Raw genomic sequence first — 17,154 nt, 5'->3', positions numbered from 1 at the left:
GAAGCACAGCCTTTGACGGATCCACGCATGCCCGCCACGACCGACCTTGCCAACGCCTGGTTTGCCACGCGTGGATTCAAACCCTTCGCCTTTCAGCGCCAGGTCTGGGCCGCCGTCGAGCGTGGCGAGTCGGGGCTGGTGCATGCCAGTACCGGCTCTGGCAAAACCTACGCGGTATGGCTGGCCGCCCTGCGCGCCTATGCGCGCACGGTCAACTCGACCGCTAAGCCGGCGCCGCTGCAAGTGTTGTGGATCACGCCGATGCGTGCGCTGGCAGCGGATACCGCACGTGCCCTGCAGGCGCCGCTGGATGATCTGGAACTGAACTGGAACATCGGCGTGCGCAGCGGTGATACCAGCTCTGCCGAGCGCGCCCGCCAAGCCCGGCGACTGCCCAGTACGCTGGTGACCACTCCAGAAAGCCTGACCCTATTGCTGACCCGCACCCAGGCCAATGAAGACTTTGCGCAGCTGCGCATGGTGGTGGTCGACGAATGGCACGAGCTGCTTGGCAACAAGCGTGGCGTGCAGCTCCAGTTGGCGTTGGCGCGCTTGCGCCGCTGGCATCCCGGGCTGGTGGTGTGGGGGCTGTCGGCGACCTTGGGCAATCTTGAGCACGCCCGCGATGTGCTGTTGCCCGCCGGTGGCTCACTGGTCAAAGGGCGTCAGGACAAACGTTTTGTCGTCGACACGTTATTGCCGGAGGCAATCGAGCGCTTCCCTTGGGCCGGTCACATGGGCCTGAAAATGCTCAAGCAGGTCAGTACCGAAATCGACGCCAGCGAAAGCTGCCTGGTCTTCACCAATACCCGCGCGCAAGCCGAGCTGTGGTATCAGGCACTTCTCGCGCACCGCCCTGACTGGGCCGGCTTGATCGCCCTGCACCATGCCTCGTTGGCTCGGCAGACCCGCGACTGGGTAGAGCGCAGTCTCAAACAAGGCTCGCTCAAGGCGGTGATCTGCACGTCAAGCCTGGACCTTGGGGTGGATTTTCTGCCAGTAGAGCGGGTACTGCAGATTGGTTCGGCCAAGGGTATCGCGCGTTTGATGCAGCGTGCGGGTCGATCCGGGCATGCGCCCGGGCGCGCCTCGCGGATTACCCTGGTGCCGACCCACAGCCTCGAGCTGGTCGAGGCCGCCGCTGCTCGCCATGCCCTGGCCGCCGGCCAGATCGAGGCACGCCAGTCGCCGCGGCTGAGCATGGATGTGCTGGTGCAGCATCTGGTCAGCATGGCGCTGGGCAGCGGCTTTCGCCCGGCAGAACTGCTCGAGGAAGTGCGCAGCACCTGGGCCTTTCGCGAACTGCGCGACAGCCAGTGGCAATGGGCGCTGGATTTTGTCTGCCATGGCGGCAGTTCGCTGACGGCCTACCCTGACTACCAGCGCGTCGAAGCCCACGCCGACGGCATCTGGCGTGTAGCCAACGAGCGCCTGGCGCGGCGCCATCGGATGGGCATCGGCACCATCGTCAGCGATGCCAGTATCCAGCTCAAATACTGGAGCAAGGGCGGCGGCGGCAAACAGCTGGGCAGCGTCGAGGAATCATTTATCGCGCGCCTCAAACCCGGCGATACGCTGGTGTTTGCCGGCCGCGTGCTGGAGCTGGTGCGGGTCGAGAATATGACCGCCTATGTACGCCGCAGTACCGCTCGCAAGGCGGCGATTGCCCGTTGGAATGGCGGCCGTATGCCGCTGTCGAGCGAACTGGCGGACGCCTTGGTGGAGCGCCTGGATGCCGCAGCCCATGACCATTTCGACGGCCCCGAAATGCGCGCCGTGCGACCTCTGCTGGAGTTGCAGGCAACTTGGTCGGCGCTGCCCACCCAGCACACCCTGCTGGCCGAGACATTCACTTCAAGACAAGGCTCGCATCTGTTTCTGTACCCATTCGCCGGGCGCATGGCCAACCTGGGCCTGGCCAATCTGATAGCGTGGCGTGTGAGCCGGGTGCAGCCATTGTCGGTGTCCATTGCGGTCAATGATTACGGCTTCGAGCTGGTCAGCCCCAGCACGGTCGACTGGGCCACGTATCTGCCGCGGGCGTTGAGCACGGATGATCTGCTCGAAGATGCACTGGCCAGCTTGAATGCGGGCGAAATGGCGCTGCGGCGCTTTCGCGAAATCGCGCAGATTTCCGGGCTGGTGTTCGGCGGCTACCCCGCCGCGCAGAAGAGCACTCGACAGATTCAGGCCTCCAGCGGATTGTTCTACGAGGTATTTCGCAAGCACGACGCCGACAATCTGTTGCTCGGCCAAGCGCGGGATGAGGTGCTGCGCGAAGAACTGGAAATCGAGCGACTGCATCGGCAGCTGCTCAAATTGAGCACGCTGCGTCTGGATCTGCACGACCTGCGTCGCCCCGGACCATTGGCTTTCGCGCTGTTGGTAGAAGGCATGCGCGAGACCCTGAGCACAGAAAAACTGGCCGACCGCATTGCACGGATGGTGGCTGATCTGGAAAAAGTCGCCGACGCACCCAACGGGCGAACCCGACGCGGGAGCTGAGCCTCGCCCTGAATACAAGGACTTCTATGCAGCATCTGGAAATTGAACACTGCGGCGAAACGCTCTGGCTGCTGCCGGACAAGGCCATGTACTGGCCAGCGCGGCGGGCCTTGTTGGTCGCTGATGTGCACATCGGCAAGGCGGCAAGCTATCGCGCATTGAATCAGCCAGTGCCGCGCGGCACCACCGATGCCACCCTCGCCCGCCTTGATGCGTTGCTTACCGAGCACGCTTGCGAGCAATTGATTGTACTCGGCGATTTCTTGCACGCCCACCACGCTCAGGCGCCGGCGATCATCGCTAAGCTCAAGGCCTGGCGCGATCGGCATGCTCAGGTGCAGATGATTCTGGTGCGCGGCAACCATGACCGCCACGCCGGCGATCCACCGGCGGAGCTGAACATCGAGATCAAGGAAGAACCGTGGCTATACGGCCCGTTTGCCCTGCAGCACGAGCCCACGGCAAACCCTGCGCACACGGTGCTGGCAGGACACGTGCATCCGGTTTACGTACTGCGCGGCAGAGCCCGGCAGCGGTTGCGCTTGCCGTGCTTTCTGATCAACAAGGAGGTCTGCCTGTTGCCCGCATTCGGCGAATTCACCGGGGGCTGGACGGTCGAACCCGACGCAGCCACCCGCGTGTTTCTGGCAGGGGCTGAGCGGGTCTGGGCAGTGCAGCGTTAATTACGCAACAGGAGTAGGCGGTATATCGTCCGGCAAGGTCGGTACACCCGGCTCGGTCGGTTGATCCTCACCCGGCTGAGGCGGCTGCGGGCTGTCCGGGTCTGGCTGGCCCGGCACCCCTCCTGCCTGCACAGGCAGTGGTGGCTGCGCCAACAGCGACCAGGCCAGCAGGCCGATCTGGTTGGGCTGGAGATGAGCCAGCTGGGCACTGACAGTGGTATGGAGTTTCATGGGCAGCTCCTCACGGGGGCCGGCGTACGTCATGCACGCCGCAACTGTTACCCCGTTGGAGTGCCTTGCGGGCAACTAATTCCCCGCGCTCGTCGGCTCAGGTCCGCGGCAGGGTGACGCCACGCTGGCCCTGATACTTGCCGCCACGGTCTTTATAAGACACTTCGCACTCTTCATCGGACTCGAGGAACAGCATCTGCGCCACGCCTTCGTTGGCGTAGATCTTTGCCGGCAAGGTGGTGGTGTTGGAGAACTCCAGCGTCACATGGCCTTCCCACTCTGGCTCGAGCGGCGTGACGTTGACGATGATGCCGCAGCGAGCGTAGGTGCTTTTGCCCAGACAGATGGTCAGGACGTTGCGCGGGATGCGGAAGTACTCGACGGTGCGCGCCAGGGCGAACGAGTTCGGCGGGATGATGCAGACGTCGCTTTTGACGTCGACAAAGCTGCCGGCGTCGAAGTTTTTCGGGTCGACCGTGGCCGAATTGATGTTGGTGAAGACCTTGAATTCGTCTGCGCAGCGTACGTCGTAGCCGTAGCTGGAAACGCCGAAGGAAATCACCCGGCTGGCTTCGTCACCGCGCACCTGGCGCTCGACGAAGGGTTCGATCATGCCGTGTTCCTGCGCCATGCGGCGAATCCACTTGTCTGATTTGATGCTCATGGCGGGTGTCCTGAAGGCTGCAAGGTAAAAAACGAGAAGCGCATCTTACCGGTCCCGGCCTCCGGGTTAAAGTTCCCCGACCGTATCCCACGCCGGACGGGGCTTGCAGCCGCCGCCGATCCGATTTTGAGCAAAGCCGCGTTTGGCCATTGGCAGGCTGAAGAAAGTGGGGTATGGTGACGTCACTGTGCTGCACGTGACACCGAGAACTCTAGTTAGATGCACGATCCCAATCTGCCCATCGCTGAATTTTCCGACTCTTTGCACTCAGTCCGGCCAGGGCATTTCCTGCGCCGATAATTACTTTGTCCAAGGAGACAGACACATGTCCAACCGTCAAAACGGTACCGTCAAGTGGTTCAACGATGAAAAAGGCTACGGCTTCATCACCCCTCAATCGGGTGACGACCTGTTCGTGCACTTCAAAGCCATCCAAGCTGACGGCTTCAAAACTCTGAAAGAAGGCCAAGCCGTAACTTTCGTCGCTACCCGCGGCCAGAAAGGTATGCAGGCTGAAGAAGTTCAACTGGGTTAATTCCAGCTGGCTTCAAAAAACCCGCTTCGGCGGGTTTTTTTATGCCTGCAATTTAGCTATCAGACCAGCGCGGACGGCATCCCCACTTACGCAGGGATGCCGAGATATCAGTCTTCGCTGATGGTGATGCTCGGCATGGCCGGAGCGGCTGCTTCCTGCAGCACGATACGCGCACCGACCTGCCGCGCCAGTTCCTGGTAGACCATGGCAATTTGACTTTCCGGCTCGGCAATCGCAGTCGGCTTGCCGCTGTCGGCCTGCTCGCGAATCAGCATCGACAGCGGCAGCGACGCCAGCAAGTCGACACCGTATTGCGAGGCCAGCTTGGCACCGCCGCCCTCACCGAACAGGTGCTCGGCATGGCCACAGTTGGAGCAGATATGCACGGCCATGTTCTCCACCACGCCAAGTACCGGGATGTTGACCTTGCGGAACATCTCTACACCCTTGCGCGCGTCAAGCAGGGCCAGGTCCTGCGGCGTGGTCACGATCACCGAACCGGCCACCGGGACTTTCTGCGCCAGGGTCAGCTGGATATCGCCAGTGCCGGGCGGCATGTCGATCACCAGGTAGTCCAGATCATCCCAGGCCGTCTGGGTCACCAGTTGCAGCAGGGCGCCGGAGACCATCGGCCCGCGCCAGACCATCGGCGTGTTGTCGTCGGTCAGAAATGCCATCGACATCACTTCGACGCCGTGCGCCTCGATCGGCACAAACCACTTCTGCTCACGAATCTGCGGTCGAGTGCCTTCGGCGATACCGAACATCACGCCCTGGCTTGGGCCATAGATATCGGCATCGAGAATACCCACCCGCGCCCCTTCGCGCGCCAGCGCCAAGGCCAGGTTGGCCGAGGTGGTCGACTTGCCTACGCCACCTTTGCCCGAGGCAACGGCGATGATGTTCTTCACGTTGGCCATGCCGGGCACTTGCGCCTGGGCCTTGTGTGCGCTGATCACACAATCGATCGAGACGTTGGCCGCAGTCACGCCCTCTATGTTCTCGACAGCGGTCTGCAATACCTGCGCCCAACCATTCTTGAACAGCCCGGCGGCATAGCCCAACTGCAGCTGCACGCTGACCTGGCTACCCTGGATGTCGATCGCGCGTACGCAACCGGCGCTGACCGGGTCCCGGTTCAGGTAGGGATCGGTGTACTGGCGAAGCGCGACTTCGACATCGGCACGTGTGACGGCACTCATGGAGGCTCCCATAGGCAAGATCTGAAGGTGAGACAGGCGCCTATGCTAACCCGTCAATCGTCAGCAGGTACGTCGATGGGGTGAAATAAATTCGCTGTCGCTTTATAGTGGCCGATCAACTTTGTATCCCGTCTAGCCAGAGTAATAGCCGAGCCACCATGTCCGAGCCACGTCAGATTCTCGTCACCAGCGCCCTGCCCTATGCCAACGGTTCCATCCACCTTGGCCATATGCTCGAGTACATCCAGACGGACATGTGGGTTCGCTTCCAGAAGCTGCGCGGCAACCAGTGCACCTATGTCTGCGCCGACGACGCCCACGGCTCGGCGATCATGCTGCGTGCCGAAAAAGAAGGCATCACCCCCGAGCAGTTGATCGCCGACGTGCAGGCCGAGCATAGCAATGACTTTGCCGAATTCCTGGTCGACTTCGACAACTTCCATTCGACCCACAGCGATGAAAACCGCGAACTGTCGAGCATGATCTACACCCGCCTGCGCGACGCTGGGCACATCGCCAACCGCTCGGTCACGCAGTACTTCGACCCGGAAAAAGGCATGTTCCTGGCCGACCGCTTCATCAAGGGCACCTGCCCCAAGTGCGCGGCTGAAGATCAGTACGGCGACAACTGCGAGAAGTGCGGCGCAACCTACGCCCCGACCGAACTGAAGAACCCCAAGTCAGCGATCTCTGGCGCCACGCCAGTACTGAAGGACTCCAAGCACTTCTTCTTCAAGCTGCCTGACTTCCAGGCCATGCTGCAGCAGTGGACCCGCAGTGGCACCCTGCAGGACGCCGTTGCCAACAAACTCGCCGAGTGGCTCGACTCCGGTTTGCAGGAGTGGGACATCTCCCGCGACGCTCCGTATTTCGGTTTCGAAATCCCGGATGAGCCAGGCAAGTACTTCTATGTCTGGCTGGACGCGCCCATCGGCTACATGGCCAGCTTCAAGAACCTCTGCGCACGCCGCCCGGAGCTGGACTTCGATGCGTACTGGAAGGCCGACTCGACCACTGAGCTGTATCACTTCATCGGCAAGGACATCGTCAACTTCCACGCCCTGTTCTGGCCGGCCATGCTCGAAGGCGCAGGCCTGCGCAAGCCGACCGCAATCAACGTGCACGGCTACCTGACGGTCAACGGCGCGAAGATGTCGAAGTCGCGTGGCACCTTCATCAAGGCGCGTACTTACCTCGACCACCTGGCGCCGGAATACCTGCGTTATTACTACGCCGCCAAACTTGGCCGCGGCGTCGATGACCTCGACCTGAACCTGGAAGACTTCATCCAGAAGGTCAACTCCGACCTGGTCGGCAAAGTGGTGAACATTGCCAGCCGTTGCGCAGGCTTCATCCACAAAGGCAATGCCGGTGTGATGGTCGGCGGTGACGCTGCGCCTGAACTGACCGAAGCCTTTGCCGCCGCCGCGCCATCGATCGCCGAAGCCTACGAGGCACGCGACTTTGCCCGCGCCATGCGCGAAATCATGGCCCTGGCCGACCGCGCCAACGCCTGGATTGCCGACAAGGCGCCGTGGTCGCTGGCCAAGCAGGAAGGCAAGCAGGACGAAGTGCAGGCCATCTGCGCCCAGGGCGTCAACCTGTTCCGCCAGCTGGTGATCTTCCTCAAACCGGTATTGCCAGTGCTGGCAGCAGACGCCGAGGCCTTCCTCAACGTCGCGCCGCTGCGCTGGGACGATCACCAGTCACGCCTGGAAAATCATCAGCTGAATGCGTTCAAGCCATTGATGAGCCGCATCGAACCGGCCAAGGTCGAAGCCATGATCGCCGCCAGCAAGGAAGACCTGCTCGCCTCCCAGGCTCCCAGCGCCCCTGCTGGCAATGGCGAGCTGAGCAAGGATCCGCTGGCTGCGGAAATCGAATTCGACACCTTCGCCGCCGTCGACCTGCGCGTAGCCCTGATCGTCAAAGCCGAAGCAGTACCGGGCGCCGACAAGCTGCTGCAACTGACCCTGGACATCGGCGATGAGCGTCGCAACGTGTTCTCCGGGATCAAGTCGGCCTACCCTGACCCGTCGTTGCTGGAAGGCCGCCTGACCATGATGGTGGCCAACCTCAAGCCCCGCAAGATGCGCTTCGGCATCTCCGAGGGCATGGTCATGGCAGCCGGCCCTGGCGGCGAAGAGATCTACCTGCTCAGCCCTGACAGCGGCGCCAAGCCAGGCCAGCGCATCAAGTAACCGAGCAACAACGCCCCGGCCAAGTGCCGGGGCGTTGTTTTGGCCAATGTGGCCAGCGACCATCGCCTCCCCGCCTCAAACGAGAGCCTAGCCTTTCATGAATGCCGCCAAACGCCTGGAGATCTTTCGTCGGCTGCACGAAGACAACCCAGAGCCCAAGACCGAACTCGCCTACACCACACCGTTTGAATTGCTGATTGCGGTGATCCTGTCAGCCCAGGCCACCGATGTCGGCGTCAACAAGGCCACGGCGCGCCTGTATCCGGTTGCCAATACACCCGAGGCGATCTACGCCCTGGGCGTCGACGGGCTAAGCGCCTACATCCGCACCATCGGCCTGTACAACAGCAAGGCGAAAAACGTCATCGAAACCTGCAGGCTGCTGATTGAGCTGCATGGCAGCGTGGTCCCCGACAACCGCGAAGCACTCGAGGCGCTGCCAGGCGTGGGCCGCAAGACCGCCAACGTGGTGCTCAATACGGCGTTCAGGCAACCCGCCATGGCCGTCGACACGCATATTTTCCGCGTCAGCAACCGCACCGGGATCGCCCCTGGCAAGACCGTGCTGGAAGTGGAAAAAAAGCTGATGCGCTTCGTTCCCAAGGATTACCTGCTCGATGCTCATCACTGGCTGATCCTCCATGGTCGCTACGTATGCCAGGCGCGCAAGCCGCGCTGCGGCAGCTGCCGCATCGAGGATTTGTGCGAATACCGACTAAAAACCTCGGACGATTGAGCCAATAGCCAGAACACCCCCTGCCTGATTGAAAAAATCTTTTTTACCAGACCAGAGATTTTCGTTATAAGGTCGGCCAATGGCCCTTGGCTTGGAGTAACTCATGAGCACTGACAAAGAAGACCTGGTGATAGATGACGATCTGGTACTGAGCACCGATGACGAGCCGGAGCCGCGGGTAGAAGTTGCCAAGACCAACTTGGACAAGCGTCGCACCATTGACAACTTGCTGGAGGAGCGACGCCTGCAGCGGCAACTCGCCGATTACGACTACGACCTGTAAAACCACGATCTGTTAACAGGTCGGCACTAAGCCTGCTCAGGCCAGCCCATGACGCTGGGCAAGCTCGATCAGATCGACCAGTGAGCGAGCATTGAGCTTGAGCAGCAGCCGGGTTTTATAGGTGCTGACGGTCTTGTTGCTGAGGAACATGCTTTCGGCGATATCCTTGTTGCTCTTGCCCCTGGCCAACTGCTGCAGCACCATCATCTCACGCGCAGAAAGGCGCTCGACCATTTCGGTCTCGGTCCCACGACTGATGGTGCTACGAGCCTTGTGCAGGGCTTGATTGGGGAAATAGCTGTAGCCCGAGAGCACCGCCTTGATTGCACTGAGCAATTCGGTCAGTTCCTGCTGCTTGCAGACATAGCCGGCAGCGCCGGCCTGCATGCAGCGCATGGAGAAATGCCCTGGCGCCTGCGACGTCAACACCAGTACCTTGCTGCTGGGGCTGGCGAGGCCGATGCGGCCAATCACCTCAAGCCCATCGAGCTTGGGTATACCGATGTCCAGGACCACGATATCTGGCAGGTAGTCCCGGGTCAGCTGCAGCGCATCTACGCCGTTGTCGGTTTCTGCCACAACGTCATAACCATGCCGCTCCATCAGCATGCGCACAGCAAGGCGAATGACTGGGTGATCATCCACGATAAGCACTTTATTCATGCGATATCCATTGATTTATTTTTTTATCCAGCCGCCACCATAACCGAGCGCAACGGCAAATAGCGCGGGGGGCGGGGCCCGTAGGACACGCAGAGATGGAACCTACGTTAATCAAGGAAATTTCCTACAAATAGGCATCTTAGGAAATCATGCCCCCTGCCCCTATTCACCAGACGGCAGCCGAGCGACATGAGCGCTATTCAAGCCAGCATCATCGCTGACGCATGCAGGATCAATCAGCCCACAAGGCAGGACTCAACATCAATGCTCTGATGACGCGGCGGCACTCTAACCAAGCGAGGAACTCGGCTACCTTTTCGGCGCACGCTGCAACGGGTAAACAAGAGCTAAATCGACGGGGGCTGCAAACATGAAAAATGAAAAAAGTCTGAGTCCTTTGACGCTCATAGCGATCTTTGCAGGCATCGTCGAGGCATCGGCGTTGGCCTCGCTGCCGTTCCTGAGCGAAGCCAGCCAGATGATCTACACATGGTTTCTGGTCGGCTTTCCATTTTTTCTCACGGTACTGTTCTTCCTGACCTTGAACTTCAATCACCAGACCCTCTACCAGCCCGCTGCACATGAAGCGGCGCAGCGGCAGCCAACAATCGAAGCGGAGCGAATGCATGGGCAGGCCTCGGCGACCATTGCGTTTTCCGGTCCGGACGCTGGTGAACTGATAGAACAGCATATCCACCGCACGCTGGCCGACCCAGAGCCGAGTCCGCGCAGCTGGACGCTGTACAACCTGCACGCGCACAAGCAGATCCATCTGGCCGTCGAGGCGCTCGCCGACACCCCTCAGTCAGTGCTGTTCGAGGTCGCTGGCGGGCAAAAAAAACCCCGGCGCTAGGCCGGGGTTGATCACGCCATCTGGCAGTCGATCACAGCAGCGAACGACCTTTGTTTGCGGCGATCCTCATACGCAGTGCGTTGAGCTTGATGAAGCCAGCCGCGTCAGCCTGATTGTATGCGCCGCCATCTTCCTCGAAGGTAGCGATGTTGGCATCGAACAACGAATCGTCGGATTTGCGGCCGACCACGGTGACGTTGCCTTTGTACAGCTTCAAGCGCACTACGCCGTTCACGTTGACCTGCGAAGCGTCGATCATCTGCTGCAGCATGATCCGCTCCGGGCTCCACCAGTAGCCGGTGTAGATCAGGCTGGCGTACTTGGGCATCAGCTCGTCTTTCAGGTGAGCCACTTCACGGTCGAGGGTGATCGACTCGATGGCGCGGTGAGCGCGCAGCATGATGGTGCCGCCAGGGGTCTCGTAGCAGCCACGCGACTTCATGCCGACGTAACGGTTCTCGACGATGTCCAGACGGCCAATGCCGTTGGCGCCGCCGATGCGGTTGAGGTCGGCCAGCACGGTAGCTGGCGACTTGTCGACGCCGTCGATGGCAACGATGTCGCCATTGCGGAAGGTCAGCTCGAGATAGGTCGCCTGGTCAGGGGCGTTCTCCGGGGAGACGCTCCACTTCCACATGTCTTCTTCGTGCTCGGTCCAGGTGTCTTCCAGCACGCCGCCTTCATAGGAGATGTGCAGCAGGTTGGCGTCCATCGAGTACGGCGACTTCTTCTTGCCGTGGCGCTCGATCGGGATGCCGTGCTTCTCGGCGTAATCCATCAGCTTCTCGCGGGACAGCAGGTCCCACTCGCGCCATGGTGCAATGACCTTGACGCCTGGCTTGAGCGCGTAGGCGCCGAGCTCGAAACGAACCTGGTCGTTGCCCTTGCCGGTCGCACCGTGGGAAATGGCGTCAGCACCAGTTTCGTTGGCGATCTCGATCAGACGTTTGGCGATCAGCGGACGCGCGATGGAAGTACCCAGCAGGTACTCGCCTTCGTAGACGGTGTTGGCGCGGAACATCGGGAACACGAAGTCACGCACGAATTCTTCGCGCAGGTCATCGATGTAGATTTCTTTCACGCCCATCGCCTGAGCCTTGGCGCGGGCCGGTTCGACCTCTTCGCCCTGGCCTAGGTCAGCGGTGAAGGTCACCACTTCGCAGTTGTAGGTGTCCTGCAGCCACTTGAGAATCACCGAAGTATCAAGGCCGCCGGAATACGCCAGTACGACCTTATTTACGTCCGCCATGCCATCACTCCACGGGGTTTACGGAAAGCCGTCGATTCTACCGGCCTCGCGGGCAAATTTACAGTGGGGCGACAGCTTCTGACGACAAAGCGACAAGAACTTTCGATACAGCGACTAACGGTCGCGGATCTGGCTGTTTACAGTTGCTTGGCCGCAGGCGCAGGGGCCACAGGAGCGCCAGCTGGGGAAGGCTCGGCCGCTTTTTCCGCCGGTTTGGCCACTGGCGTGACGCGATCCAGCTCGATGTTGACGCGACGGTTACGCGCCCGATTGGCCGCGCTGTTGTTCTTCGCCAGCGGGTAGCGCTCGCCATGGAAGCGCACGATGATCTGCGCTTCAGGCACTCCATGTGCGACCAGATACTCGGCAACCGCCAGCGCCCGGCGCCGCGAATCCTCGCGATTGGCCAGACGATTGCCGCCGTTGTCGGAATGACCATTGAGTTCGATGTGATTGACCGTCGGATCGGCCTTCAGGTAATCGAGAATCACGTCCAGCCGAGCCCGGCCATTGCTGTCCAGTTCGACCCCACGCGGGAAGGCGACCTGCGTCTGGCGAATCTGGTCGTAGTTCATCGGCAACAGCTTGCTCGCGCACAGCTGATAGTCGTTGAACGCCTTCGCGAAGCTGACGGGCAGCACTCGCACTTCCATTGCTCGACCACCCTCGCCGGCATGGTTGCGCACGACCGTGCTACGCCCATCCATCAGGCCGTTGATCAAGCGACTGGCCTGGCCTTGCGAGGACGTGAACAACACCCCGCTGCGGGCCAGGCGTACGGCACCGAGACTGACATCACTGCGCCCCGGCTGCCATGGCGCAGCGGCGGCGAGCAAGGTGGCAGAGCCGGCGCCGAGCAGGTTGGTGTCCGAGCGCAGGCGGAAGGTTGGTTGCTCGCCTGCGCGACGCACGAACTCGCCACTGCCAAAGCCGTCTATCGGCTGGACCAGGCGGCATTCGAATTGATCGCCTTCGACCGTCCAGGCGATGTTCTCCATCCGGGTCTGGAAGGTCAATGCGCCTGCCGGCAGGCTGGCAAACAAGGTGAACAGGGCTAGGTAACGCTGGCGCACGGGCGGCTCCACAAATTCTGACGGCTTACCTGCAGGCTATCGGTCGCGCGCCGGAAAACTTGATAGCCGTGCTCGACCAAGGGTTTTCCGGTAGCATTCGCACTTGAGTTCGACCCGCCTGGAATCCCCAATGTCCGACCGCCTGACCCTCCTGCGTCCCGATGACTGGCATATCCATCTGCGCGATGGTGCTGTCCTGCCCCACACCGTTGGCGACGTAGCGCGTACCTTCGCCCGCGCCATTGTCATGCCCAACACGGTTCCGCCGGTGCGCGATGCCGCCGAAGCGGGTGCCTACCGCGAGCGGATCCTTGCCGCGCGCCCAGTTGGCAGCCGCTTCGAGCCGCTGATGGTGCTGTACCTTACCGACCGTACCAGTGCCGATGACATCCGCGCGGCCAAGGCCAGTGGTTTTGTCTACGCCGCCAAGCTGTACCCGGCTGGCGCCACGACCAACTCCGATTCCGGCGTGACCAGCATCGACAAGATCTTCCCGGCCATCGAAGCCCTTGCCGAAACCGGCATGCCGCTGCTGGTGCACGGTGAAGTGACGCATGCCGATGTCGACGTATTCGACCGCGAAAAACGCTTTATCGACGAGCACATGCGCCGTCTGGTCGACCGCTTCCCGACGCTCAAGGTGGTGTTCGAACACATCACCACGGCCGATGCCGCGCAGTTTGTCAGTGAAGCACCGGCCAATGTCGGTGCGACCATTACCGCTCAGCACTTGCTGTACAACCGCAACCACATGCTGGTCGGCGGTATTCGCCCGCACTTCTATTGCCTGCCGATCCTCAAGCGCAACACCCACCAGGTGGCGCTGCTGGACGCTGCTACCAGCGGCAATCGCAAGTTCTTCCTTGGCACCGACTCGGCGCCCCACGCCCAGCACGCCAAGGAAGCCGCTTGCGGCTGCGCCGGTTGCTACACCGCGTATGCGGCGATCGAGATGTACGCCGAAGCGTTTGAACAGCGCAACGCGCTGGACAAGCTGGAAGGTTTTGCCAGCCTGCATGGCCCAGCGTTCTATGGCCTGCCAGCAAACACTGACCGGATTACTCTGGTCCGTGAAGAATGGACTGCGCCAAGCAGCCTGCCGTTTGGCGACAACCTTGTGATTCCGCTGCGCGCCGGTGAAAAACTGCGCTGGCGCCTGCTGGAGGAAAACGCGTGAGCGAAGATCTGTACGAAGACGACCAGGAAGTTTCCAGCGGTGGCCCACGCCACCCGATGGCCGAGCGCTTCCGCGGTTACCTGCCGGTTGTTATCGATGTCGAGACCGGTGGCTTCAACAGCGCTACCGATGCCCTGCTGGAGATCGCTGCGGTCACCATCGGCATGGACGAGAAGGGTTTCCTGTTCCCTGAACACACGCACTTCTTCCGCGTCGAGCCGTTTGAAGGCGCCAACATCGAGGCGGCGGCACTGGAATTCACCGGGATCAAGCTTGACCACCCACTGCGCATGGCAGTGAGTGAAGAGAGCGCGCTGACCGAAATCTTCCGCAGCGTTCGCAAGTCGCTCAAGTCCAACGGCTGCAAGCGGGCGATCCTGGTCGGCCACAACAGCAGCTTTGACCTGGGCTTCCTCAATGCTGCGGTTGCGCGCAATGACCTCAAGCGCAATCCGTTCCACCCATTCTCCAGCTTCGACACTGCTACCCTGGCCGGCCTCGCCTACGGGCAGACCGTACTGGCGCGAGCATGCCAGAGCGCCGACATCGATTTCGACGGCCGTGAGGCGCATTCGGCGCGTTATGACACCGAGAAGACTGCCGAGCTGTTCTGCGGCATCGTCAACCGCTGGAAGGATCTGGGCGGCTGGCGCGATTGATTGCAGCCAGAGAAGCGGCCTTGCATCCTGTCTCTAGGAGCGGCCTTGTGTCGCGAAAGGCCGCGTAGCGGGCCCGGCAGTTTTGCGGCGCTGTACACATCCTGGGGCCGCTACGCAGCCCTTTCCGACCGGTCCGGCGCCCCGGCAAGCCCGCTCCTACACAGGGTGCGGTGTCTGTGGGGCGCGCGGCGGACACAAAAAAACCGGCCACTTGGGCCGGTTTTTTTATGCGTGGCGATTACAGCTTGCCGGCATTCTCGCTCAGGTAAGCAGCAACGCCTTCTGGCGAAGCGTTCATGCCCTTGTCGCCTTTTTTCCAGTTGGCAGGGCAGACTTCGCCGTGCTCTTCGTGGAATTGCAGAGCGTCAACCAGACGCAGCAGCTCGTCCATGTTACGGCCCAGCGGCAGGTCGTTGATGATCTGCGAGCGGACAACGCCGTTCAGGTCGATCAGGAAGGCGCCACGGAAGGCTACGCCGCCTTCGGACTCAACGTCGTAGGCCTTGCAGATTTCGTGGGTGATGTCAGCCGCCAGGGTGTACTTGACCTGGCCGATGCCGCCGTTGTTGACCGGGGTGTTACGCCAGGCGTTGTGAGTGAAGTGCGAGTCGATCGACACGCCGATCACTTCGACGTTGCGCGCAGCGAAGTCTGGGATGCGGTTGTCCAACGCGATCAGCTCGGACGGGCAGACGAAGGTGAAGTCCAGCGGGTAGAAGAATACCAGGCCGTACTTGCCCTTGATCGCCGAAGCGAGGTTGAAGCTGTCGACGATTTCGCCGTTGCCCAGCACAGCTGGAACGGTGAAGTCGGGGGCTTGTTTACCAACGAGTACGCTCATCGTTATCTCCTGATGAAGGTGAAAAAACGTTGCCCGGCGGCAAACCCGCCAAGCATCCAGCAAAGGCTGACCATCATACACAGGTTAAGATGACAGGCCAGGTCCAACCGCCGGTCGCCCTTGCACATTTAGTTTCAGAAACCGCTTTGACAAGCATTCTCATTACTATTACTCTCCAACGCATCGACTCAACGACGATGGTCAGCCTCTATGTATGTGTGTCTTTGTGTCGGCGTCACCGACGGACAGATTCGCGATGCGATCTACGAGGGATGCTGTAGCTACAAGGAAGTCCGGGCGGCCACCAACGTGGCGAGCCAATGCGGCAAGTGCGCGTGCCTTGCCAAGCAGGTGGTGCGTGAGACGTTGACCGACCTCCAGGTCAGCCAGCAGCCCGCCCTGCCCTACCCCGTCGAATTTAATGCAGTCTGATTTCCCCCCGTATTTTTAAGAACCGGACCTTGTGTCCGGTTTTTTTATGCCTTTAATTCAATAAGTTAGCGTGCCAACGCGGTTCACAAACATTCTTATTCCGATTAAATTTCATTTATTATTCAACAACTTAGGTTTGACACTGGAAGTTGTCCGGCTCAGACTTCGGGTATTGACACACTCAACACGGCAGGAATACGGACATGAAAGGCGACGTCAGCGTCATCCAGCATCTCAACAAGATCCTCGGGAACGAGCTGGTCGCTATCAACCAGTACTTCCTGCACGCGCGTATGTATGAAGACTGGGGCCTCAACGCCCTGGGCAAGCGCGAGTACAAAGAGTCCATCGAGGCGATGAAGGACGCAGATAAGCTGATCAAGCGCATCCTGTTCCTCGAAGGCCTGCCTAACGTGCAGGACCTGGGTAAGCTGCTGATCGGCGAGCACTCCAAAGAGATGCTGGAATGCGACCTGAAAATCGAGCAAAGCGGCCTGATCGATCTCAAGGCAGCTATTGCGCACTGCGAAACTTCTGGCGACTTCGGCTCGCGGGAAATGCTGGAAGACATCCTTGAATCCAAGGAAGAGCACATCGACTGGCTGGAAACCCAGCTGAGCCTGATCGACAAGATCAGCATCGAGAACTACCTGCAGTCGCAGATGGGCGAAGAGTAACTCTCAGCCCATACGAAAAAGCCCCGCCAAGTGCGGGGCTTTTTCATGCCTGGGCAAACAACCTTGGCTGCTTGCCCAGTAAGGTCAATCAGGCTTCGGAAGCCTTGGCAGCATTGGCAGCCGCTTCCTTGACCAGCTTTTGCAGCTCACCGTTCTCGAACATCTCGATCATGATGTCGCTGCCGCCGACCAGTTCACCGGCAACCCACAGCTGTGGGAAGGTCGGCCAGTTGGCGTACTTGGGCAGGTTGGCGCGGATTTCCGGGTTCTGCAGGATGTCGACATAGGCGAATTTCTCGCCACAGCCCATAACAGCCTGGGCCGCCTTGGACGAAAAGCCGCACTGAGGCGCGTTCGGCGAGCCTTTCATGTAAAGCAGAATGGTGTTGTTGGCAATCTGCTCTTTGATTGTTTCGATGATATCCATGAAGCACCTCGTCTGAACTTTCCGACTCGATGGTCGGCACGGTCAGCCATTGTATCGGAAAGC

General features: G+C 60.6%; 19 protein-coding genes. 11 read left to right on the top strand and 8 right to left on the bottom strand.

The features are described from left to right. The first annotated feature begins 27 nt into the window (after positions 1-27). Together FW789_RS20175 and pdeM are read left to right on the top strand one after the other, a co-directional pair. The gene (locus FW789_RS20175; protein ID WP_446431943.1) at positions 28-2,505 is read left to right on the top strand and encodes a ligase-associated DNA damage response DEXH box helicase; all 2,478 of its coding nucleotides are present in this window, start codon (positions 28-30) and stop codon (positions 2,503-2,505) included. Positions 2,506-2,531: 26 nt separating this feature from the next. Next, positions 2,532-3,188, top strand: a complete 657-nt coding sequence (pdeM, locus tag FW789_RS20170; RefSeq protein ID WP_446431942.1) for a ligase-associated DNA damage response endonuclease PdeM — start codon at positions 2,532-2,534, stop codon at positions 3,186-3,188. Here pdeM and FW789_RS20165 read toward each other — a convergent pair whose 3' ends face one another. Further along, positions 3,189-3,419: a hypothetical protein gene (locus FW789_RS20165; RefSeq protein WP_103438353.1), complete on the bottom strand. Its 231-nt coding sequence runs from the start codon at positions 3,417-3,419 to the stop codon at positions 3,189-3,191. Positions 3,420-3,516: 97 nt separating this feature from the next. Beyond that, a complete protein-coding gene (gene dcd, locus FW789_RS20160; RefSeq protein WP_101321827.1) occupies positions 3,517-4,083 on the bottom strand; it encodes a dCTP deaminase in 567 nt (188 codons plus the stop codon). 325 nt (positions 4,084-4,408) lie between these two features. Here dcd and FW789_RS20155 point away from each other — a divergent pair, with 325 nt between their 5' ends. Continuing rightward, positions 4,409-4,618, top strand: a complete 210-nt coding sequence (locus FW789_RS20155; RefSeq protein ID WP_101321828.1) for a cold-shock protein — start codon at positions 4,409-4,411, stop codon at positions 4,616-4,618. A gap of 107 nt (positions 4,619-4,725) precedes the next feature. Here FW789_RS20155 and apbC read toward each other — a convergent pair whose 3' ends face one another. Further along, positions 4,726-5,820: an iron-sulfur cluster carrier protein ApbC gene (gene apbC, locus FW789_RS20150; protein ID WP_446431941.1), complete on the bottom strand. Its 1,095-nt coding sequence runs from the start codon at positions 5,818-5,820 to the stop codon at positions 4,726-4,728. Positions 5,821-5,978: 158 nt separating this feature from the next. On the opposite strand from apbC, the gene metG reads away from it, so the two are divergent. The 3 genes from metG (at position 5,979) to FW789_RS20135 (ending at position 9,040) form a co-directional block, all read left to right on the top strand. Further along, entirely contained in the window at positions 5,979-8,021 is a 2,043-nt protein-coding gene (gene metG, locus FW789_RS20145; RefSeq protein ID WP_103438355.1) for a methionine--tRNA ligase, read from the top strand. A 97-nt stretch (positions 8,022-8,118) separates the two neighbouring features. Then, complete coding sequence (gene nth / locus FW789_RS20140) at positions 8,119-8,757, top strand: endonuclease III (protein ID WP_103438356.1); 639 nt, start codon at positions 8,119-8,121, stop codon at positions 8,755-8,757. Between the two features lie 103 nt (positions 8,758-8,860). After that, positions 8,861-9,040 (top strand): PA3496 family putative envelope integrity protein, encoded by a 180-nt coding sequence (locus FW789_RS20135; protein WP_101321832.1) that lies wholly within the window; start codon positions 8,861-8,863, stop codon positions 9,038-9,040. Positions 9,041-9,076: 36 nt separating this feature from the next. On the opposite strand, the gene FW789_RS20130 is transcribed toward FW789_RS20135, so the two are convergent. Then, the gene (locus tag FW789_RS20130; RefSeq protein WP_186700757.1) at positions 9,077-9,703 is read right to left on the bottom strand and encodes a response regulator transcription factor; all 627 of its coding nucleotides are present in this window, start codon (positions 9,701-9,703) and stop codon (positions 9,077-9,079) included. A 370-nt stretch (positions 9,704-10,073) separates the two neighbouring features. Between FW789_RS20130 and FW789_RS20125 the strand changes: the two genes are divergently transcribed. Next, positions 10,074-10,556: a hypothetical protein gene (locus FW789_RS20125; protein WP_446431940.1), complete on the top strand. Its 483-nt coding sequence runs from the start codon at positions 10,074-10,076 to the stop codon at positions 10,554-10,556. Positions 10,557-10,587: 31 nt separating this feature from the next. Here the strand turns inward: FW789_RS20125 and FW789_RS20120 are convergent, their stop codons facing one another. Then, positions 10,588-11,805 (bottom strand): argininosuccinate synthase, encoded by a 1,218-nt coding sequence (locus tag FW789_RS20120; protein WP_101321835.1) that lies wholly within the window; start codon positions 11,803-11,805, stop codon positions 10,588-10,590. Positions 11,806-11,942: 137 nt separating this feature from the next. Further along, positions 11,943-12,878, bottom strand: a complete 936-nt coding sequence (locus FW789_RS20115) for a flagellar protein MotY (protein WP_446431939.1) — start codon at positions 12,876-12,878, stop codon at positions 11,943-11,945. Positions 12,879-13,008: 130 nt separating this feature from the next. On the opposite strand from FW789_RS20115, the gene pyrC reads away from it, so the two are divergent. After that, positions 13,009-14,055, top strand: a complete 1,047-nt coding sequence (pyrC, locus tag FW789_RS20110; protein WP_101321837.1) for a dihydroorotase — start codon at positions 13,009-13,011, stop codon at positions 14,053-14,055. Positions 14,056-14,111: 56 nt separating this feature from the next. After that, the gene (gene rnt, locus FW789_RS20105; protein ID WP_189691781.1) at positions 14,112-14,714 is read left to right on the top strand and encodes a ribonuclease T; all 603 of its coding nucleotides are present in this window, start codon (positions 14,112-14,114) and stop codon (positions 14,712-14,714) included. 238 nt (positions 14,715-14,952) lie between these two features. On the opposite strand, the gene FW789_RS20100 is transcribed toward rnt, so the two are convergent. Then, complete coding sequence (locus tag FW789_RS20100; protein ID WP_101321839.1) at positions 14,953-15,555, bottom strand: peroxiredoxin; 603 nt, start codon at positions 15,553-15,555, stop codon at positions 14,953-14,955. 210 nt (positions 15,556-15,765) lie between these two features. Here FW789_RS20100 and FW789_RS20095 point away from each other — a divergent pair, with 210 nt between their 5' ends. Both FW789_RS20095 and bfr read left to right on the top strand, forming a co-directional pair. Further along, complete coding sequence (locus tag FW789_RS20095) at positions 15,766-15,987, top strand: bacterioferritin-associated ferredoxin (protein WP_101321840.1); 222 nt, start codon at positions 15,766-15,768, stop codon at positions 15,985-15,987. Between the two features lie 203 nt (positions 15,988-16,190). Next, positions 16,191-16,664 carry a bacterioferritin gene (gene bfr / locus FW789_RS20090; protein WP_103438360.1) on the top strand — a complete coding sequence of 158 codons (474 nt, stop codon included), beginning with the start codon at positions 16,191-16,193 and terminating at the stop codon, positions 16,662-16,664. 88 nt (positions 16,665-16,752) lie between these two features. On the opposite strand, the gene grxD is transcribed toward bfr, so the two are convergent. After that, entirely contained in the window at positions 16,753-17,091 is a 339-nt protein-coding gene (gene grxD / locus FW789_RS20085) for a Grx4 family monothiol glutaredoxin (protein ID WP_101321842.1), read from the bottom strand. Between the last annotated feature and the right edge of the window lie 63 nt (positions 17,092-17,154).

It is taken from the genome of Pseudomonas sp. 1121_17 (assembly GCF_052850745.1).
This window is presented reverse-complemented; position numbering and strand designations above follow the sequence as displayed.